The organism is Acinetobacter sp. 70_2, from assembly GCF_056736115.1.
In genome coordinates, this window is record NZ_JBWZIP010000005.1 from 28,773 (window position 1) to 49,440 (window position 20,668).

The 20,668-nt window shown below is 37.2% G+C and carries 18 protein-coding genes and 2 pseudogenes; 9 read left to right on the top strand and 11 right to left on the bottom strand.

Features of this window, described 5'->3' with window-relative positions:
- Positions 1 to 5 precede the first annotated feature (5 nt).
- The 3 genes from AC1PJ9_RS03225 to AC1PJ9_RS03235 form a co-directional block, all read right to left on the bottom strand.
- Positions 6 to 371 carry a hypothetical protein gene (locus AC1PJ9_RS03225; RefSeq protein ID WP_311070323.1) on the bottom strand — a complete coding sequence of 122 codons (366 nt, stop codon included), beginning with the start codon at positions 369 to 371 and terminating at the stop codon, positions 6 to 8.
- 187 nt (positions 372 to 558) lie between these two features.
- A complete protein-coding gene (locus AC1PJ9_RS03230; RefSeq protein WP_005120728.1) occupies positions 559 to 1,515 on the bottom strand; it encodes a TerC family protein in 957 nt (318 codons plus the stop codon).
- A gap of 318 nt (positions 1,516 to 1,833) precedes the next feature.
- Entirely contained in the window at positions 1,834 to 2,430 is a 597-nt protein-coding gene (locus tag AC1PJ9_RS03235; RefSeq protein WP_311087025.1) for an undecaprenyl-diphosphatase, read from the bottom strand.
- Positions 2,431 to 2,567: 137 nt separating this feature from the next.
- Between AC1PJ9_RS03235 and AC1PJ9_RS03240 the strand changes: the two genes are divergently transcribed.
- Positions 2,568 to 3,818 (top strand): low temperature requirement protein A, encoded by a 1,251-nt coding sequence (locus AC1PJ9_RS03240; protein WP_233930763.1) that lies wholly within the window; start codon positions 2,568 to 2,570, stop codon positions 3,816 to 3,818.
- 70 nt (positions 3,819 to 3,888) lie between these two features.
- Here the strand turns inward: AC1PJ9_RS03240 and mpl are convergent, their stop codons facing one another.
- A complete protein-coding gene (mpl, locus tag AC1PJ9_RS03245) occupies positions 3,889 to 5,262 on the bottom strand; it encodes a UDP-N-acetylmuramate:L-alanyl-gamma-D-glutamyl-meso-diaminopimelate ligase (protein WP_311087024.1) in 1,374 nt (457 codons plus the stop codon).
- Positions 5,263 to 5,503: 241 nt separating this feature from the next.
- Here mpl and AC1PJ9_RS03250 point away from each other — a divergent pair, with 241 nt between their 5' ends.
- From AC1PJ9_RS03250 to AC1PJ9_RS03265, 4 genes are all read left to right on the top strand, one after another.
- Positions 5,504 to 5,866 carry a DMT family protein gene (locus AC1PJ9_RS03250; protein ID WP_004711246.1) on the top strand — a complete coding sequence of 121 codons (363 nt, stop codon included), beginning with the start codon at positions 5,504 to 5,506 and terminating at the stop codon, positions 5,864 to 5,866.
- A gap of 183 nt (positions 5,867 to 6,049) precedes the next feature.
- Positions 6,050 to 6,562 (top strand): 5-(carboxyamino)imidazole ribonucleotide mutase, encoded by a 513-nt coding sequence (purE, locus tag AC1PJ9_RS03255; RefSeq protein ID WP_000994663.1) that lies wholly within the window; start codon positions 6,050 to 6,052, stop codon positions 6,560 to 6,562.
- Positions 6,563 to 6,571: 9 nt separating this feature from the next.
- Complete coding sequence (locus tag AC1PJ9_RS03260) at positions 6,572 to 7,693, top strand: 5-(carboxyamino)imidazole ribonucleotide synthase (RefSeq protein ID WP_032041595.1); 1,122 nt, start codon at positions 6,572 to 6,574, stop codon at positions 7,691 to 7,693.
- Positions 7,694 to 8,364: 671 nt separating this feature from the next.
- Positions 8,365 to 9,663, top strand: a complete 1,299-nt coding sequence (locus AC1PJ9_RS03265) for a lytic murein transglycosylase (protein ID WP_311087023.1) — start codon at positions 8,365 to 8,367, stop codon at positions 9,661 to 9,663.
- Between the two features lie 63 nt (positions 9,664 to 9,726).
- Here the strand turns inward: AC1PJ9_RS03265 and AC1PJ9_RS03270 are convergent, their stop codons facing one another.
- The 6 genes and pseudogenes from AC1PJ9_RS03270 to AC1PJ9_RS03295 form a co-directional block, all read right to left on the bottom strand.
- Positions 9,727 to 10,101, bottom strand: coding sequence for a hypothetical protein (locus tag AC1PJ9_RS03270; RefSeq protein ID WP_311087022.1), 375 nt, complete (start codon positions 10,099 to 10,101; stop codon positions 9,727 to 9,729).
- 101 nt (positions 10,102 to 10,202) lie between these two features.
- A pseudogene (locus AC1PJ9_RS03275) lies at positions 10,203 to 11,212 on the bottom strand (M57 family metalloprotease).
- An 82-nt stretch (positions 11,213 to 11,294) separates the two neighbouring features.
- Positions 11,295 to 12,212 (bottom strand): matrixin family metalloprotease, encoded by a 918-nt coding sequence (locus AC1PJ9_RS03280; protein ID WP_311087021.1) that lies wholly within the window; start codon positions 12,210 to 12,212, stop codon positions 11,295 to 11,297.
- 331 nt (positions 12,213 to 12,543) lie between these two features.
- The gene (gene dnaK, locus AC1PJ9_RS03285) at positions 12,544 to 14,484 is read right to left on the bottom strand and encodes a molecular chaperone DnaK (protein ID WP_019456665.1); all 1,941 of its coding nucleotides are present in this window, start codon (positions 14,482 to 14,484) and stop codon (positions 12,544 to 12,546) included.
- 152 nt (positions 14,485 to 14,636) lie between these two features.
- Positions 14,637 to 15,191: a nucleotide exchange factor GrpE gene (grpE, locus tag AC1PJ9_RS03290; RefSeq protein ID WP_039250138.1), complete on the bottom strand. Its 555-nt coding sequence runs from the start codon at positions 15,189 to 15,191 to the stop codon at positions 14,637 to 14,639.
- Positions 15,192 to 15,319: 128 nt separating this feature from the next.
- Positions 15,320 to 16,248: pseudogene (locus AC1PJ9_RS03295) on the bottom strand (LysR family transcriptional regulator).
- A 107-nt stretch (positions 16,249 to 16,355) separates the two neighbouring features.
- Here AC1PJ9_RS03295 and AC1PJ9_RS03300 point away from each other — a divergent pair.
- Positions 16,356 to 17,222 carry an MBL fold metallo-hydrolase gene (locus AC1PJ9_RS03300; protein WP_311087020.1) on the top strand — a complete coding sequence of 289 codons (867 nt, stop codon included), beginning with the start codon at positions 16,356 to 16,358 and terminating at the stop codon, positions 17,220 to 17,222.
- A gap of 392 nt (positions 17,223 to 17,614) precedes the next feature.
- A complete protein-coding gene (locus AC1PJ9_RS03305) occupies positions 17,615 to 17,845 on the top strand; it encodes a hypothetical protein (protein ID WP_002051903.1) in 231 nt (76 codons plus the stop codon).
- Between the two features lie 168 nt (positions 17,846 to 18,013).
- On the opposite strand, the gene AC1PJ9_RS03310 is transcribed toward AC1PJ9_RS03305, so the two are convergent.
- Positions 18,014 to 18,340 carry a hypothetical protein gene (locus AC1PJ9_RS03310; RefSeq protein WP_086223627.1) on the bottom strand — a complete coding sequence of 109 codons (327 nt, stop codon included), beginning with the start codon at positions 18,338 to 18,340 and terminating at the stop codon, positions 18,014 to 18,016.
- Between the two features lie 210 nt (positions 18,341 to 18,550).
- On the opposite strand from AC1PJ9_RS03310, the gene AC1PJ9_RS03315 reads away from it, so the two are divergent.
- Together AC1PJ9_RS03315 and AC1PJ9_RS03320 are read left to right on the top strand one after the other, a co-directional pair.
- Positions 18,551 to 19,621, top strand: a complete 1,071-nt coding sequence (locus AC1PJ9_RS03315; protein ID WP_311087019.1) for an alpha/beta hydrolase — start codon at positions 18,551 to 18,553, stop codon at positions 19,619 to 19,621.
- 145 nt (positions 19,622 to 19,766) lie between these two features.
- The gene (locus AC1PJ9_RS03320) at positions 19,767 to 20,324 is read left to right on the top strand and encodes a peptidylprolyl isomerase (protein ID WP_311087018.1); all 558 of its coding nucleotides are present in this window, start codon (positions 19,767 to 19,769) and stop codon (positions 20,322 to 20,324) included.
- Positions 20,325 to 20,668: the final 344 nt, after the last annotated feature.

A 20,668-nucleotide genomic window follows, 5' to 3' on the forward strand; every position in this document is an offset into this window, starting at 1 on the left:
AGAATTTAGCCGCCGAAAGAGAAGCCGCTACGACCAAAACCCCCACGAATTGGGGATGAAGAAGATGCGCTTTTCGCCGTACTTGAAATAATGGGATGACCTACACTCAAATTGCTGTAAGGATGTAAGGTATTTCCGTGAAAAGAAACTTCCCGATTATTTCGATAATACGCAGGACCTAAATAGCGGCTACCGACATAACTAGAACCATGTCCACTTGAGCTATTTTCTTGTTTACATGTTTCGTTATTCCAGTCGCGAGCACAGTCATATTGGTTGTTATATATATCTTGTACTAAAGGACCATCATTATGGCTACATGCCGTGAGTAATAAAGGGACCACGACAAGATTAATTTTTTTAGAACGCATGAGACTCCACACATTTTAATAAGTATGTTCGGCATAAAAACCGAATCGCTGTTATCTATTATGTTTCTGATTAGGAAAGATAAATTTTAGGTTGGCATATGATATTAATCTGCTTTTTTAAAGTACAGCCTATTTTAAATATTTAAATGACAAGGCATCTCACATGTAGATGCCTTGTTGTGATGAGTTAAGACTGCAATTGCTTTTTGTTGTGTCGTAAAGAGAGATAAGCAGTAATTGCTAACACTATTACGATAAAGCTTAACGAGATCCAGATTGGCATGTGGAATACATCAAGCAACAACATTTTCGCGCCAATGAACAATAAGATGATGCCTAAGCCATACGGTAAGTAATGCAATTTAGAAGCAGCGCCAGCAAGTAAAAAGAACATTGCGCGTAAACCTAAAATTGCCATTAAATTCGCCGTTAAAACAATAAACGGATCGCTAGTAACAGCGAAAATAGCAGGAATAGAATCTACCGCGAAAATTACATCTGAAGCTTCAACCAAAATCAACACTAGAAATAACGGCGTTGCCCACAATAAACCATTTTGACGTACAAAGAATTTGTCACCATCAAGCTGTGGGGTAATACGCATGTGCTTACGTAGCCATTTTAAAATTTTGATGTCTTCGATATTGGTTTCTTCTTCTTGGCCCTTTAAGAACTTAAAGCCTGTATATACCAAGAACGCACCGAAAATATAAAGCACCCAAGAGAACTCTTGTACGAACCATGCACCAATAAAAATAAAAAGGGTACGCAGTACAATCGCGCCTAATACACCGTAGAGCAAAATTTTACGTTGTAGCGCAGCTGGAATAGCAAACGCCGCAAAAATCATTAACCAGACGAAAACGTTGTCAATTGCGAGGGATTTTTCGAGTAAGTAACCCGCAAAGTATTCCATGGTTTTTTGGTTTGCTAAGGTCACCCCAACCGTTTGTTGTAGGTAGAGCCATAAACCACCACCAAATAAGGCTGCAACGCTTACCCACGCCACGCTCCAGTAAGCAGCTTGCTTAATTGAGACATCTTGACCTTGTTTTTGCTTAAAGCCCAAGAAGTCAATCAGAAGCATGACAATGACTATGCCAAAGAATGCTACGTACAGCCATAAATTGCCGATTGTTTCCATAAATCCTCCATACATCCGGCAACTGGGCATAAAAAAACCTCGACCAGTTGCCAGATGAATTAAACATCTGTATCAACATGATCAAGGTCTTGCCTACATCATGAATTTCACGATGCTCAGATACCGACTTTTTAATAAAAGTGTATTGACGATATCTGACACATAACATTGCTGTTATGTTTGGAGGAGGCTACTCCCCTTGTCAAACTAAATTCTGTATTGGATAAAACCTATCCAATTTCATATAGAATGGCAGATTTTTTTGTATTACGCAACTGAACTTAAGAGGGTGCTTTTAATCCCAAAAAGATCTACGCATTATTTAATCAAACCGCGGTCTAAAAGCGGTTTGCATATAATCTGGTAAAGGTGAATAAAGAATGCGGTCAAACTTGTACCGTAAGCATTCCAGAAGTAATAACCTGCTGTGTTGACCAGAAGCGCGACAATAAAAGCCCCCAACATGTCTAAAGGGAAATGCACACCTAAATAAATACGTGACCACGCCACCACAAATGACAAAAATAACAGAATCATTCCAATCATTTTGCGCTGAGCAAACAAATAAGACAACGCGATGGTGCTGAAAATCAGCATATGATTACTTGGAAAAGACGCTGTTGGTGCATGTTCAATAAAGGTGGTGCCCATACCCATTACAAATGGTCTTGGATGGTGATAAAACAAAGAAATAACATAACCCACTAAAAGTGATATGCAGGTTAAAAAGACAGATTTAATGACCCTATTTTTTAAATCTTGATCGCCATAAAACCATAAAAATGTAAGGATGAATAACAGGATATAGAGGAGATCATTAGCAAAAAAGATAGCAAGACGAATGATAAATTGACTCGCATCCTGAGCACCATTTATGACATGGAATAAGCTAAGGTTGAGTGTTTCTAAAGACATTCATATTCCAAACAAGAACAAAAAAACGTGAGCTATGATAAAGAATTAAACCTATTGTCTTGATAAAGAATTGTCACAAAAATGAAATATAGTTTGCTAATGAGTAAAGATTAATCAGCAGACCTAAATAATTTTTAATGCGTGATCTGGTGGTTAATATTAAAGTGTTAACGTGTTGGCACTTTATTCGAGAACGTTATTTTATGACTACTCAAGAAAAACAGAAAAAATTAAGTTTGAGGCCTTTATCTCCAAGAGATCCTAAACAGCCGCATAGAGCAGCAACTCCCCTCGAATTATTGTTCGATTTAATTTTTGTGGTCGCGATTGCAACAGCAGGTCAGCAGTTACACCACGCGATTATTGAAAATCATCTCTGGCATGCACTGCCAAGCTACCTAATGGTGTTTTTTGCGCTGTGGTGGGCATGGATGAATTTCTCATGGTTCGCTTCAGCTTACGATAATGATGATGCATTGTATCGGTGCCTTACTTTTGTACAGATTGTAGGTTCATTGGTGATGGCCGCAGGTATTCCTGATGTGTTTCGTAGTCAGGATTTTGACATCATTATTGTGGGCTATGTGATTATGCGCTTGGCTTTAGTCACCCAGTGGCTCCGAGCAGCAAAACATGATCCTGAACGGCGAGTTACGGCTTACCGCTATGCGATCGGTATAGTCTTGGTACAAATTGGTTGGCTTGTAGCTAACTTTGCTCATGTCCTTTCTATACCTCTATTTTTATGTCTAGTTGTGTTCGAGTTATTCGTTCCGATCTATGCAGAAAAACATTCGCCTACGCCGTGGCACCCTCATCATATTGTAGAGCGCTATGCTCTCCTCACCATTATTGTTTTGGGCGAATCAATTGTAGGTAGTTTTAATGCCATACGTGATGCGCTTGCGGCTCAATCTATCAATATTCCGGCTGTTTTTTTAATGATTGGCGGATTAATGTTGATGTTTGCAATGTGGTGGGCTTACTTTGATCGCAGTGAACAACATCATCATTTTAAAGGTGTGCGTCCATTTGTATGGGGTTATGGCCATTATTTTGTTTTTGTGAGTATTGCTGCCGTAGGTGCTGCGCTTGCCGCCGCCGTGGATGTTACTACCCATCATGCACATATCTCTGATTTATATATGGGTGTAATTGTCGCAGTAAGTGTAGTGCTTTATACCACTTGTATATGGATGTTATACGAGTTTGAATGTTTAGCTGGAATTTCTAAATGGTTTTATCCTATTACCGCGCTTATTATTTTATGTATTCCGTTCATTTGTAATAACGTGGGATATAGCGTGTTTGCAATGGGTATCGTCTATACCTTACGTTTATTCATCTCGAATAAATTTATAGAAGATATAGAGCCAAAGCAGGTTTAAAAACCATTAAACTAAAAAAACGGGTTTCAAACTGAAACCCGTTTTTTTATTAAATCATCTAGAGAGAAAGTTAAGCAGCTTTTGCTTTTAATGCACTCAAAAGTTTTTGATGTAAGCCACCAAAGCCACCGTTAGACATAATCACCACAGCATCACCCTCACCTGCTTCATTGACAATACGGTCAATAATTTCATCAAGTGAACGGCTGACTTGAGCACGGTTTGATGCAGCTGCAATTACAGGTTGTAAATCCCAGTCTAAACCTTCTGGCTGGTACCAGATAACATCATCTGCTAAGCGTGCTGAATGCGCCAAGCCATCTTTATGGCTACCCATACGCATGGTATTTGAACGCGGTTCAATAATGGCCCATAAACGTCGTTCGCCTAAACGTTTACGTGCGCCATCTAAAGTGGTGTCAATTGCTGTTGGATGGTGAGCGAAGTCATCATAAACCTCAATACCATTTACGGTACCGAGTAACTCCATACGGCGTTTTACACCGCCAAAGTTAGATAAAGCTTCACAAGCCGTTTCAAGAGCAACGCCCACATGTTGAGCTGCTGCAATAGTTGCTAAAGCATTCGCTACGCTATGTTGCCCTGTCATGCTCCATTTCACTTCGCCAACGACATTGCCATTTTCGAGGACTTTAAAATGGCTGCCATCAATTGAAATTAATTCGGCAGACAAAGCCGCTTTTTCATTTGCTTCTAAACTTGTGCGGATCACTGGCGTCCAGCAACCCATTTCAAGCACTTCATCAATATGAGTTTCAGTAATTGGCGCAATAATACGGCCTTCACTTGGAATAGTACGAACCAGATGATGGAACTGTTTTTGAATCGCTGCTAGGTCATCAAAAATATCGGCATGGTCAAATTCAAGGTTATTTAAAATCGCCGTTTTTGGATGATAGTGAACAAACTTAGAACGCTTATCAAAGAAAGCTGAGTCATATTCGTCGGCTTCAACGCAGAAGTATTTTCCACCGCCTAAACGAGCACTTTCACTAAAACCAAGTGGGACACCACCAATTAAAAAGCCCGGATTTAAACCAGCTTGATCAAGTACCCAAGCTAACATGGTGGTAGTCGTGGTTTTTCCATGAGTACCTGCCACACCAAGCACATGTTTGCCTTGTAAAACGTGATCAGCAAGGAACTGTGGACCAGAAATATATGGCAGGCCTTCATTGAGCATGTATTCCACGGCATCAATACCACGTTTCATGGCGTTGCCGACAATAACTAAATCTGGATGAGGCTGTAAATGACTACGATCATAGCCTTGCATGAGTTCAATACCTGCGTTTTCTAACTGGGTAGACATTGGCGGGTAAACGTTTGAATCGGAACCTGTTACCTTATGTCCTAAATCACGAGCTAAAAGTGCTAAAGAGCCCATAAAAGTGCCACAAATACCCAAGATATGCAGATGCATTGCTCGCCTTCTCCACTGCTTTTGTACACAGTATTAATGTGAATTACTGTGTTTTCATTATTGATAAATTTGCCAGCAACGATAGCAAGGCTCAACTGGAAAAGATAGTCAAAATTCGTTGTTGTTCTATGTGTTTGAGGCACTCATAAAAGTACAGCTTTATTTTTTAGATTTAAGCTGAATTATAGTTTTATCTTTTATAATGTTTTTGATCCATATTAATACTTAAATCATCGTGACGATGAAGGATGTGCCTTTGAGCCCAACGGTTTTAGCTTTTGTGCTATTAATTATTTCGAACTGTTTTATGACACTTGCATGGTATGGGCATCTTAAATTTTTGCACCATGCTCCATTCTGGCAAGCGATTTTATTCGGTTGGATTATCGCCCTACTGGAATATAGTTTTATGATTCCAGCAACTCGAATCTTGAGTGATCAAAACTGGACCTTGGGTGAAATGAAAATTACCCAAGAAGTAGTCACTCTCATTGTATTTGTGCCATTCATGGTGTTGCTATTTAAGCAGCCGTTTAAATTAGACTATGTTTGGGCCATGTTATGCCTGTTTGGCTGCGTCTATTTTGTATTTAGAAGCCAGTAAAATTATTTGAAATCGGGTTTTCAGACAGATCGTTGTTAAATCCATCGGATTCATGCTTTTTCCTCATAAACTTGGGCTTTGGGGTGAGTGAAAAAACAGCTATAATATTGGCCTCATCTTTTTCTCTCATGCTTGGCTTGGTGCAAGTCGAGTTTTTACCATTTTTACGCTTTGGAAATGCCAATGAACGCGGTCGCAACAGATACCCAACCTTTAGTCGGAATTATCATGGGTTCCCAGTCCGATTGGGCAACGCTTGAACATACTGCCAATATGCTTAAACAGCTTGGTGTCCCATTTGAAGCGGAAGTGGTATCTGCTCATCGTACTCCAGACCGTTTATTTGAATATGCAGAAACTGCGCGTGATCGTGGTATTCAAGTGATTATTGCAGGCGCTGGTGGTGCTGCGCACTTACCAGGTATGTGTGCTGCAAAAACTGACTTACCTGTGTTGGGTGTACCAGTTAAATCATCAATTTTAAATGGTGTAGATTCATTACTTTCAATCGTACAAATGCCAGCAGGTATCGCAGTCGGTACTTTGGCAATTGGTCCGGCTGGTGCGACTAATGCTGCGATTATGGCTGCTCAAATCTTAGGTTTAACTCGTCCTGAAATCGCAAAAAATGTTGCTGATTTCCGTGCTGCACAAACTGATAAAGTTGCAAGCAACAACATTCCGGGACAAGTTTAAGAGGCTGAAATGGATAAAACTATCGGTATTTTTGGTGGTGGACAACTGGGCCGTATGATGGCGCAAGCAGCTTTACCATTAAATATTCAATGTACTTTTTTTGAAGCAAATACAGATTGTCCAGCAGGTGTTCTAGGTCAAGTTTTTTCTAGCCAAGATGAACAAGGTTTAAAACAGTTTATTGAAAGTGCTGATGTTTTCAGCCTTGAGTTTGAAAATACACCTGTTGCGGACGTGGATGTTTTAACACAAACCAAAACATTGCACCCTCCCCGTATTGCTTTAGCAACTGCACAAAATCGTTTATCTGAAAAAGCATTGTTTGATGAACTTGCGATTCCTGTTGCGCCGTATCGCGCTGTAGATAGCTTAGAAAGCTTGAAAAAAGCTGTTGCTGAACTTGGTTTGCCGATTGTACTTAAGACGGCAACTGGTGGATACGACGGCAAAGGTCAGTTTGTACTTCGTTCAGAAGACCAAATTGATACTGCTTGGTCTGAACTTGGCCCTGCAAAAAGCTTAGTTGCTGAAAGTTTTGTTAAATTTTCTCGCGAAGTTTCAATTATTGCAGTACGCGGCCAAAATGGTGAAGTAAAAACTTGGCCATTGGCTGAAAATCATCATCACAACGGTATTTTGTCGCACTCAATCGTGCCTGCACCGAACAGTGAAGCTCTACAACCAGTTGCTCAAGACTACATTACGCGTTTGTTGAATCATCTCAACTACGTTGGCGTGTTGACTCTAGAGCTATTCGTGACAGAACAAGGCTTATGTGCAAATGAGATGGCACCACGTGTGCACAACTCAGGCCACTGGTCAATTGAAGGCGCCGTATGTTCACAGTTTGAAAACCATGTTCGAGCTGTTGCAGGACTACCATTGGGTTCAACAGACGTTGTTCGCCCAACGGTTATGATCAATATTATTGGTCAGCATCCTAAAACTGAAGATGTTTTAGCACTACATGGCGCTCATCTGCACCTTTATAACAAATCAGAACGTGCTGGTCGTAAGTTGGGTCACATTACGTTAATGCCTGTGGATAGTAATGAATTGACGAATTTATGCCGTCAATTAGCGAAAATTTTGCCAGAACCACTCGCATTAACAGCTGATATGACTATTTAATTAAGTTAAAATTTCTAAAAAGCGATCTTTGGATCGCTTTTTTTGTCTTTTAAATTTAAAAAATCTAAGCTTGTTCTGTTGTGGATAACTTTTATTAAGCTTTTTGAATTTAAATGAGGACTTTTATTTTGAATTTAAAAAATGAAACAAGGTGTTTTAGTGGTTTTGAATTTAAAATAAGTTATCCCCAGCACCTAAAGTTTGAATTTAAATCTAGTAGATCAGCTTATGTTTGTTTTGAATTTAAAAAGATGCATGTTATCTCGGTGGTGTTTTGAATTCAAAACTATATCTAACTTTTAAATTTAAAATATCTCTCTGAGTGGTGAAGGGGTTGTAGCATATAAAGATGATGAAGAGCATAGCTAATATAGGGGTTGAGGCAGTTTAGAGCTGTGGTTTTATAAGTTATCCACAGATGGATTGGGCTTATAGTTTTAAATTTAAAGAAGCATTTTGAATTTAAACTACAGGAGAGATTTCTGAATTTAAAAACCAATTAATCTTGTGTAAGAAGTTTTAAATTCAAAACTAGATGCAAAATTTGAATTTAAAACTCTGGAAATGAATTTAAAGAATTAATTATGAATTCAAATTTACGATTTCTCTCTGAAAATTTTGAGTCCATAATGGTATGGTAAAGACAAATTTAAAAATTGAACTAGGATAATATGCGACGTTTTTCTTGTATTGTTGGGTCTATATTTTTGACAATGACTCAGGCTCAAGCAGAGCTGATAATTAATGGTTCTACTTCTACAATATCTAGTAATGCGACTGTTCCTGTAACGAATAGCAATACTTACACGTCTAATAATAATTTTCAGAGTTGTTTGGCAAATTTACGTTCGCAAGCGATTGCTGCAGGTGTTTCAGGTAGCACTTATGACCGCTATACACAAAATTTAACGCCAGACTACTCAGTAATTGATAAGTTAAATTATCAGCCAGAATTTTCGACACCGATTTGGGACTATTTATCTGGTCTTGTAGATGAAGAGCGTGTTGAGCTTGGGAAACAGAAATTAGCGCAATATCGAGATATTTTAAATCGTGCATCTCAAACTTATGGCGTACCGCCAGAAACAATTGTGGCAGTGTGGGGCGTTGAAAGTAATTTTGGGGATATTTCTGGAAAATATCCTTTATTGCAAGCACTTGGAACTTTAAGTTGTGAAGGGCGCCGACAAAGTTATTTTCGTACAGAATTTTTTGCCACTATGCGTATTTTACAACGTGGTGATTTAACCGAAGATCAGCTTAAAGGCTCATGGGCTGGCGCATTCGGTCATACACAGTTTATGCCATCAACTTATGAACGCTTAGCTGTTGATTTTGATGGTGATGGTCGTCGTGACTTAGTGTCTAGTACAGCAGATGCATTGGCATCAACAGCTAATTTCTTGAATAAAGCTGGTTGGCAAACGGGTATGCCATGGGGCTTTGAAGTCAAAATCCCAGCAGGTATGTCAATTGATGGAGAAGGGCGTCGCTCTAAAAAATCATTGAGTAGCTGGAGTGCTCGTGGAGTAACCCGAATTGATGGTACACCTTTAATTCAAGGTGCGTTGTCTGATAATACGCCTGCTGGTTTAATGGCACCAGCAGGAGCAAATGGCCCAATCTTTTTAGTATTTAAAAATTTTGATGCTATTTATAGTTATAACGCAGCAGAAAGTTATGGACTTGCGATTGCACATTTATCTGATCGTTTGAAAGGTGGTAAACCATTCGTTGCTTCTTGGCCAACAGATGACCCTGGTACTTCACGAGCAGAACGTCGAGAAATTCAGCAGTTTTTGATTAATCGTGGTTATGATATTGGTGCTGTGGATGGTTTAATTGGTGATAAAACTCGCGTTGCTATCCGTCAGGAACAAACTCGTTTAGGTTTAAATCCAAATGGACGGGCAGGGCAACAGATTTTACGTGCATTTCGCCAAGAGCAAGCTCGAAAAATGATGCAGTAATAACGATACCAAATAAAAAGGTCTGCATATGCAGACCTTTTTATTTAGCAGTTAAACTATGAATTAATCTAGCTTTACAGCTTCCAAAATGTCCAAAATAACTGAAGTGACATCTTGGCTTAAATCACGATCATTAAAGATTTCATAAGCAGTAATAGTGACATCAGTGTCACTTGGCAACTGCTTTTGTTCTTCTTCGATTAAATGCTCGATAGGGAGTAAGGTTTGCTTAACTTCAAGATGTAAAATATCTTTATATTCAATATTTTCATCTTCAAGCTCAATTTCTTGCTCGTTAAAGTAAGGCAACAAAATAGAATGAAGGTACGGTTTAAGTTCAATAATATCAAATATTTCGATATCTCGAGTTTGTTCAATCGTACTAATGTGGTCATTTACTTCAATCAGGATATGATAATAACTCATCTTGATCTCCATTCTATTTTAGTCAGCTCTTACAACCACAATAACATGACTTTGACATGAATTTCGATGTATCTACTTATAAAATAGATACATCATTGATGTTTCATATCTAATTATTGAGTTAAAGCGTTTAGTAGATCACGATCAGCGTCAGTTAAAACATTAGTTTTTTTATCACTGTCTTTGCGAACTGAGTACATTAAGGCACCAGGTTGATCGCTATGTTTCAAACCAAGCGCATGGCCTAACTCATGAGCAATCGTTAAACGTAAATCATCGATAGAGCTATATTCATAGATTGTGATTTGTTTACCGTTATAAATGCCTTTCTTAAATACATCAGCTTGTGCATTTTGCTTAAACTGATTTAAAGATTGATTGAACTTATCATTAATTTGGTTAAAGTGATTAACCTTTTTATTTAAGTCTGCAGCTTGTTGATTATAAGCAGCAATATCTTTCTTTAAAGCAACAGTCTGTTTCTGTAAATCTTTCTGAGTTTTACCAAGCGATTTTGCTGTGTATTCAGGTGCTAATTTACCTTGATTAAACTGCATCATTTGTTGATCAAAATTTTTCAACTTCTCATTTAAGATCTGTTTTTTATTTTCAAGATCAGATTGAGTTTGACTTAAATTTTGCTTCAACTGCTTAATTTGCTGCTGTTCATCAATGATACGTTGTTGATCTTGTTTAAACTGAGCAGAGATTTTCTGACGCTCTGCTGAACGATTTTGGCTGTCGTCATATACAAGACGAATTTCTAACTTTGCATTTGGGTCATAAGTAAAGTAATTTTTACCTGTTCCTTCTTTCCAAATATCAGCAGCTTGCTGAGTAATCTCAAGCAATTGATCTTGACTTAAACCAAAACGAGGATCAACTTCAGCAATTCTATATGTCAAATGTTGAGCATTTTTTTGCTGAACTTGAGTATTTGCAGAAGTAGCCAAGTGAGCATTGGCCTGAAAATTAGAAAAAGCAAAGGCTACGCCTAGTAACAAAGATGTTAAACGCATAATTGATGGGGGAGATTTAAAAAAAAACGTATTATAAGAATATAAAGTGAAAAATCAATCAAAAAATGTACAATTTGAATAAATAAATGAGACTTTAGTCTCATTATTTTTTACCCTTTGAAAAAATCATTTATTAGTAAAATTTGATTAATTTATATTTTATTTAGTTTATTTAACTGGTTAGCTTTAATAGTTTTCACTATTTGATTTATAAAATGAGCCTAATAAATTTAGATCGGAATCTGTTAATTTGAAGTTATGAATATCTTGCTCTTTTAAACGAGGATACATTAGAGACTTTGGGTCGGTTGTATGTTTTAGACCTAATGCATGTCCAAACTCATGAGCAAGGGTTAAGCGTAAATCATCGAATGAACTAAAACCATAAATCTGAATTTGATTATGACTGAATAAGCCCTTATGAAAAGTTTCTGGACCACTAGTCGTGGCTAAATTAATTTGTTTAATAGCTTCATTAAGCAGGCTTTGCTGTTGATTTATTTGCTTAATTTGAGAATTAAGACTTTCTATCTTATTGCTATGTTGAATAAATTTAACTTTTAACTCTAATGATTGTTGATTTAACTGAGTTTGACGTTTGATTAAATCAACTTGATTGAATTTTCCCAAATTTCCTTGATTATAAAGAGTTACATCTTGCTGATACTGTTCAAATTTATTATTAAGCTGAAGTTTTTCTTCATTCAAAAGTACAGTTTCCTGATCTATTTGTTGTTTTAACAAATGAATAGCTTCATTTTTCTTATGCCATTCTTTCTGTTGTTCTAATAAATTGTTTATATTACTTTTCTTTTCGTTCTGAACAGCTTGATAATCATCAAATACTAAGTTAATTGTAAGCTCTGCTTGAGCATCATAAATAAAATAAGTTTTTCCTGTTTCTTTCTGCCAGATTTCAGCAGCTTCTTGACCAATTTGCATAAATTGTTCTTTAGTAAGATGAAAGCGTGGATCTATGAAATCAATCTTATATTTTAAAGGCTGATTAAAAGTAACACTTGATAAGTTGCTTTGAGCAAAAGCAAATGTGTGTAAGCTCATACTTAAGTAAAAGCTCATTCCCCACCATAGAAATTTTTTCATGGCAACATATAAATATTAATAAATTCTTATTGTTAGTGAGTAATTTAGATTCGTCAAAGTGATAAAGGAGACCAAAGAAGGCGATCATTTTGTGATCTTGCTAAAGAAACGGAATAAATAAAACTATTTATTTGGCATTAATTTTAAAATTAATGGATTTAATAACAGTGGTTTTATTTTTTAAAAAATACAATAAATAATAAATAGTTAGTTTTTATAAGTGACTATTTTGACAATAAATTATTTCAAAAAATATATAAATTGCAATTGTTATTTTTTGTAAACAATAAAAAAACCGCGCTTTCGCGCGGTCTTTTTTTAAAGAGACAAATTATTTTTTGTCGTCTTTTACTTCTGTAAATTCAGCATCTACAACGCCATCATCAGCTTTTTGTTGACCAGCTTCACCGCCTTGGAATGCATTAGGATCAAAACCTTCAGCACCACCAGCTTGTTGCGCTTGTTCATAAGCACGTTGAGTGATCGGCATCAAAATGTTTTGTAAAGCTTCAGTTTTTGCTTTGATCGCTTCAACATCATTTTCTTTAGTTGCTGCTTCAAGTTCAGAAACCGCTGTGCTTACCGCTGTTTTTTCATCTTCAGTCACTTTGTCACCAAGATCTTTAACAGCTTTGTTCGAGCTTGAAATTAATGCATCAGCTTCGTTACGAGCTTTTGCAAGTTCTTCAAACTTACGGTCTTCCTCAGCATTCGCTTCAGCATCTCTAATCATCGCTTCGATTTCAGCATCAGATAAACCTGAGTTTGCTTTAATCTGAATCGATTGCTCTTTACCAGTGCTCTTATCTTTCGCAGATACTTTCAAGATACCGTCAGCGTTGATGTCAAACGATACTTCAATTTGCGGCACACCACGTGGAGCAGGTGGGATATCACCTAATTGGAAGTTACCCAACAATTTGTTTTGTTGAGCCATTTTACGTTCACCTTGGTAAACCGAAATATCTACAGCTGGTTGGTTATCAGCAGCAGTAGAGAACACTTGTGATTTCTTCGCAGGAATCGTAGTGTTTTTCTCAATGATTGGTGTTAATACACCGCCCATTGTTTCAATACCTAAAGTTAATGGTGTTACATCAAGAAGCAATACGTCATTCTTGTCACCAGACAATACAGCACCTTGAATTGCAGCACCGATTGCAACTGCTTCGTCAGGGTTCACGTCTTTACGTGGCTCTTTACCAAAGAATTCTTGTACTTTTTGTTGTACAAGTGGCATACGAGACTGACCACCAACCAAAATTACGTCAGAGATGTCAGAAGTCGAAAGACCAGCATCTTTAAGAGCAATACGGCAAGGTTCAATTGTACGAGCAACTAAATCTGCAACTAAACCTTCAAGTTTTGCACGAGTTACGTTGATCACTAAGTGCTTAGGACCAGTCGCATCAGCCGTGATGTATGGAAGGTTGATTTCAGTTGCATTAGATGAAGAAAGCTCGATTTTTGCTTTTTCAGCAGCTTCTTTCAAACGTTGTAACGCAAGTGGATCATTTTTCAAGTTCACACTTTGTTCTTTCTTGAATTCTTCAACCAAGTATTCAATTAATGCGTTATCAAAGTCTTCACCACCAAGGAAAGTATCACCGTTAGTTGATAACACTTCGATTTGTTGGTCGCCATCAAGGTCTGCGATTTCAATGATAGATACGTCAAAAGTACCACCACCTAAGTCGTAAACAGCAACTTTACGGTCGCCTTCTTTTTTGTCCATACCGAACGCAAGAGCCGCAGCAGTTGGTTCGTTAATGATACGTTTAACATCTAAACCAGCAATTTTACCTGCATCTTTAGTTGCTTGACGTTGAGCATCGTTAAAGTAAGCAGGAACAGTAATAACTGCTTCTGTAACTGTTTCACCTAAATAATCTTCTGCAGTTTTCTTCATCTTTTTCAAGATTTCAGCAGAGATTTGTTGAGGTGCTAATTTTTTATCGTTTACTTCAACCCAAGCATCACCATTGTCTGCTTTGATGATTTTATATGGTACAAGACCAATGTCTTTTTGTACTGCTTGATCTTCATAACGACGACCAATTAAACGCTTGATCGCGAATAATGTATTTTTAGGGTTTGTTACTGCCTGACGCTTAGCGCTTTGACCAACTAAGATCTCGCCATCTTTATAAGCAATGATCGATGGAGTTGTACGTGCGCCTTCAGCGTTTTCGATTACTTTTACTTTATCGCCTTCAAGTACAGCAACACATGAGTTGGTAGTACCTAAGTCAATACCAATAATTTTTGCCATTTGGTGTGTTCCTCTAAAATTCTGTTGCAATGTTTTGCTTGTTATTCGATATGAGAGTCAATCGGTTTTTTTCAAGCATTTTTATGAAAAAAAATCAAAAAACTCTCAAATTCTTGTGCTTTTAGCAAAGCGATGCTTCGCTTTTGTTCGTTTTATTGACCAACCATAACCATAGCAGGGCGCAACAAACGACCATTTAAGGTATAGCCTTTTTGTAAAACGGTGCCGATTTCATTGGCTTTGGCATTTGGATCAATGCCAACAGCTTGATGTAAATCTGCGTTGAATCCATTTTGAGTATCAGCTTCTACAACGCCAAATTTCTCAAGAGTTGTTAATAGTGACTTCAAGGTTAGCTTAATACCTTCAAGTACAGGTGTTTCTTCACCACCAGCAGCCTGAATTGCACGTTCTAAATTGTCGACAGAGTCCAACAATTCTTTTGCAAATTTTTCAAGCACAGTTTCTTTATGCTTCTCAGACTCACGTTGAATACGCTCTACACTTTTTTGTGCTTCATAAACTGCATTTGCTGTACGAGCTTTTTCAAGTTTAAGATTTTCTTCTAGTTTGGTGATTTGCGCTTGTAAAGATTCAACGGTAACGTCGTTTGCTTGCTCTACACCTTCAGCTTGAGTTTGCTCGTTAGATTGCTCAGCTTGCTCATTTTGAATGTCTTGAGCTTGCTCATTTTGCTCATTAGCCATTGATGATCTCCGTTTAAATGGGTTTTTAAACATGTACAGTCCTTTTTGGCATCAGTATTTACTGTGTAAAACCTGAACTGCCATGCATATGCTGTAATTCATTAATAGGGATGAAGTATGGGCATTGCCTAAAAATTCAAGCGTACACGGCAATTTAAAGCTTTTAATTTTGCGGTTTTAAGTAAAAATCCAGATTTTCGATCATAAAAGCTATAAATTCTTGAGTGATTCGGGGTAAATGTTGTCTAGAAGCATACACAACCGACAAACTTAACGCAGGAGCCGTAAAATTTTTAAATAAAGCTGTCAGGCGTTTTTCTTTTAAATCTTTCTCAACTAATAATGACGGTAACATCGCAACTCCCTGGGCATGTAAGCACATATCGTAAAGCGCATTCACATCGTTACTTTTAAAAGTAACATTTAACGGATAGTTCTGAGGTTGTTGTTCATTATCAAAAAGTGTCCAGAATTGATGCTGGCTATGGTGAGCAATACATTCATGCTGAATCAGCTGACGAGGATGCAGCAGGGGACTGTGCTGTTTTAAATAATCCGGATGAGCACAGAAAACAGACTCGATCTGACAAACTGGCCGAGCAATTAAACCATCAGCTACCTTTTGAGTAATACGTAGTGCCAAGTCCACTTGTGCATCTATAAGATCAATTGTGCTTTCAGTTAGGTAAACATCAAACTGAATATGAGGATGCTGTCGCTTAAATTGACGAATACATTCTGCTACCCCAAGTTCAAATAAAAATAAACCGCATGTAAAACGGATTGTACCGTTATGTTGCTCAGGCGCTGCGAGCTCTTGTAAAAGTTGTTGTTGCTGTAAAATATTTTCACAGTAGAGCAGAGCTTTCTCACCTGCGGGAGTAAGAGATATTTTTCGGGTATTTCTCTGAAAAAGTCGAGTTGAGAACGTGTGTTCAAGGTGCTCAAGATAACGCGAAACCATGGCACGAGAATAATTAAGATGCTCTGCGGCTTTGGTCAAATTGCCATGTTGTGCAATAGAAACAAAGACCTGAATCGCTTTTAAAGTATCCATATGTCTAGCTATTATTACAATATATGCAACAGTTTATCTTAAATTAGTGCATTTATCTTACATAAATTGCAATTTAAAGTGTTCTTCATGAAACAGGAGAATACCTAATGAAATTATTTAAATTAACCGCTTCTGCGCTTGCTACTGCAATGGCATTCACTATGGCTCAGTCAGCTTTTGCTCAAGACCTAAAAATCCAGAGTTTTCTGGCTAAACCGGAACACTTCGGTGTGACTTCAACCTTAATAGAAGGGGATAAGGAAGTTTTATTGGTTAATGCACAATTTTCAAAATCTGAAGCATTGCGCATTGCCGCAAATATTCTCGATAGCGGTAAAACATTAAAAACTATTTTTGTAAGCTATGGTGACCCGGACTATTATTTCGGCTTAGACGCATTTAAACAGTATTTCCCGAATGTACAGATCATTGCTACGCCGGAAACAGTAAAACATATCCAAGATACTCAAACGCTTAAAGTTAAATATTGGGGACCAAAAATGGGTGCAAATGCACCTAGCCAAATTATTGTGCCTCAAGCTTATACAGCTAAGACTTTAAAACTTGAAAATGAATCAATCGAGATTAAAGGTAAAAAAGAACTTACCTATTTATGGGTACCGTCTGCAAAAGCAGTAGTAGGGGGGATTCCTGTATCTTCAGGCATTCATTTATGGATGGCCGATACCCCTAAAACTAAAGATCGTGCCGAAGTTATTCAATCTTTAGAAAGTATCAAAGCTCTTCAGCCTAAAATTGTTGTACCTGCTCATATGGTTCAAGGAGCTCCGCAAGGTCTTGATGCGGTTAATTTCTCAATTAATTATTTAAATAGTTATGAAAAAGCAGCTAAGGCAACTAAAAACTCTGCTGAGTTGAGTAAACTTATGCAAAAGCAATATCCAACTCTTCAAAGCGTGGATAGTTTAGAGTTAGGGGCTAAAGTTGTAAAAGGTGAAATGCAGTGGCCATAATCTAACGTTTAAGCCATATTCACTTTCAAAAAAAGCCGCGATCATTCGCGGCTTTTTTGTGAAGAAACCACTTTTAAGGGTAAAAAAGCTCTGTAACAGTCTACGTACCTTATATAGCGTTTCTATAAATGAAAAATTTTTAAATATAAAGGCTCAGCAAAATAAAAAGAAAAAATTGATAAAATTAAACAAACGTTTATCTATGGTTTAATTTATAAATTAGGTTGGTCAGATTAAAAAATTGAATTTAATAAAAAATTGCAGAATTTGTACTTCTACTACTACAAAAGACAACCAATGATACGCACGTCAGAAAAAAAAATTGTGAATTATAGGCAGCGCGAAGATGAACTTTGCATTTAAACGTTTGTCGTAATGAAAGGAAAGCAATCATGAAAAAATTAGGTCTTATCTCTGTAGTACTTGCTGGTGTTGCTCTTACAGCTGTTGGTTGTGCATCTGAAGCTGGTTTAAACGCATCAGGTTCTGCTCAAACAAGTGCTAGCCCATCTGGTGTACACGCTGGTGCTGGTATTGACGCAGGTGTTTCTGGTCAAGCTCAACCAGGTCAAGTAGATGCTGGTGCTTCTGGTTCAGTTTCAGGTTCTGCAACTGCTCAGTAATTCACTGCTAAAATAAGAGATATGAGTTTATAGAGCATATATGTTCAAGATGCCGATACATATATGAAATGAGCTGCTACTCATTTTCTATAAATGAAATAGAATTTATATTTCTCAAAAAAGCCCCAGAAGACTTATCTCTTTGGGGCTTTTTATATAATAGTGAATTTAATCATCATGACGATAATCTCGGCGATCATGATCTCGATCTTCTACCCGTTTTTTATCCCAATCACGGTGCCTTTTTTCCCATTCACGACGATCTTTTTCTTGTTCACGAATATCTTTACGTTGTTGTTCATATACTCGTTGACGCTCTTCCCAACGTTTCCGTTCCCAATCATTATATCGACGTTGATCGTCACGATCATAGCGACGATCATGATCATGGTAACCATATCCGCCACCACGATAATAAGGGTCATCTGGATAAGCAACACAGCCTACAGTTAAAAGACTGGTTGCTAACATAGTAACAACTAGTTTTGCTGACATAGCAGTACCTCTTTTTGTCTGTTAACAATAATTGGCAAAAAAGTCCTGTTTTAATCGACAGATTTGTTAATGACATTTGCTATAAATCAGATTAGCGTAGATTGGTTTTTACCTTTGTATCTTGATTGCATGAGTTGTATGCGAATATAGTCAAACAACAAAGAATTCTGTAGAAAATATGAAGGATAAGAGGGATTCAAGGAGACAGGCATGACAGCATTTAATCAAAAAATTCAAACATTGCTAGATAAGGGGCAGGGCCCCGCTGCTCGAGCACTCGATAGGTTGCCTCGAATAGCCCAAGAGTCTCTCGCTAAAATTTTAGGATATTCTTATCAATATCCAGATCTCGATTCATTTACTAAATGCATGATGGCTGTGCAAATTAAACAGGGGAGAGTGGGCTTTATTGGTTCTGACCCAATTGAATCAAGAAGAATGTTTGATTCACAAATGCATGCCATACGCCAAAAACCAACCTATATTGAGTCGGTAGAGGATATTCGTCTACCACTCCAAAGCGGCACAATCTTTGCCAGACATTATCATCCTGCTCCTAACAAGAAACTGCCATTAATTGTGTTTTATCACGGAGGTGGTTTTGTCGTAGGTGGTTTAGATACTCATGATGAGGTTTGTCGTTTATTAGCTAAATACGCCAGAGTACAGGTTCTCAGTATCGACTATCCTCTTGCTCCAGAAGTTTCACCACAATATTTAATTCAGTCGTGTGAAGATGCATTAGCATGGGTTTATCAAAATCGCAGACAATTAAAAATATTAAAAAATAGAATTGCGGTTGCAGGGGACAGTGCAGGTGGAAATATTAGTACTGTTGTTGCGCAAAGATCAGTAAATAAAGCTTATGCTCCGCAAGCACAATTACTTATCTATCCAACAGTGGATTTCAAAAGCAGACATCCTTCTTTTTATGCTTATAACGAAGGGTTGGTGTTAACAAATACCGATATTGATTACGTCACACAATATTATGCAACTCAGCATAATGTAGAACTTGACGATCCAATTATTTCACCTACCTATGGCAACCTAAAGAAAAATCCACCGGCTTTTGTGATTACAGCTGGACATGATGTCTTACATGACGAAGCAAAAATATATAGTCATAAATTAAGACAAAATGGCGTAAAAATGTATTACGAAGAATTTCCGGAACAGACCCATGGTTTTATTAACCTGACACCAATTTCTAGAAAAGCAAAACGCCATACTATCGAAATTAGTAAAAATTTTAGAAAATTCTGGGATAAAAATAGTTAAGCAAACTCAACAATCCATGTTTCACGTGGAACATGGATTAAATAAAAAGTAGCATTAAAATTCTTAATAAATACTCACTAGAATTCTTTGCTTTAGACGATTAGATTTAATGATTATCTTTTTATAAAGTTTATTGTAGGAAAATATGAAAAAGCTATTGATGTTGTTTTGTCTAGGTCTAAGTAGTCACTCAGTATGGGCTAATAGCTTAGTTGAGATGCAAACAAATTTGGGCAACATCGAAATAGAGTTATATGATGACAAAGCACCGATTAGTGTGAATAACTTTAAAAGCTATATAAAGTCTGGTTTTTATAAAGAGACAATCTTTCATCGAGTCATTCCTGGTTTCATGGCGCAAGGTGGTGGTATGACTGCAAATATGCAGGAAAAGACAACACGAGCACCTATTAAGAACGAAGCAGGAAATGGTATTGCAAATACACGCGGTACTTTAGCTATGGCTCGTACATCAGATCCAGATTCAGCTACTAGTCAGTTTTTTATAAATGTTGCAGATAATAAATTTCTTAACCGTTCACCGGGAAATCCAGGATACGCCGTTTTTGGTAAAGTGGTAAAAGGAATGGATGTAGTTGACCGTATTGTTCAGGTTCCTACATCAAACTATGGCATGCATCAAAACGTGCCAAAACAGCCTATAAAGATTGTAGATATAAAGATTAAAACAGCGAAAAAATAAATTAATGATATAAATCAATTGTTTAATAATTTTAAAAAGTTTTATTTGAGTGAAAAAGAACCGGTCGAACACGGATATTTATAAAAGTGCTTGCGTACCGGTTTTTTTTCCCTATAATGCACTCATCCCGACGCGATACACGAGAATATCTTAGCTTACAGGGTTAAGATAAAAGCTTAGTATTGTGTCGAATCTGTCTCTGACGAAGAGCAGAAAAATCATTAAGAGAATTGAAGAACAACTTGTGTGGATTTTTACTGATTGATTAATCGAAATAATTTTCATTGATTGATTGGTTTAAATTACTCGAAGTTTATTTGAGCGAAATTTAAGTCAGTAATTGA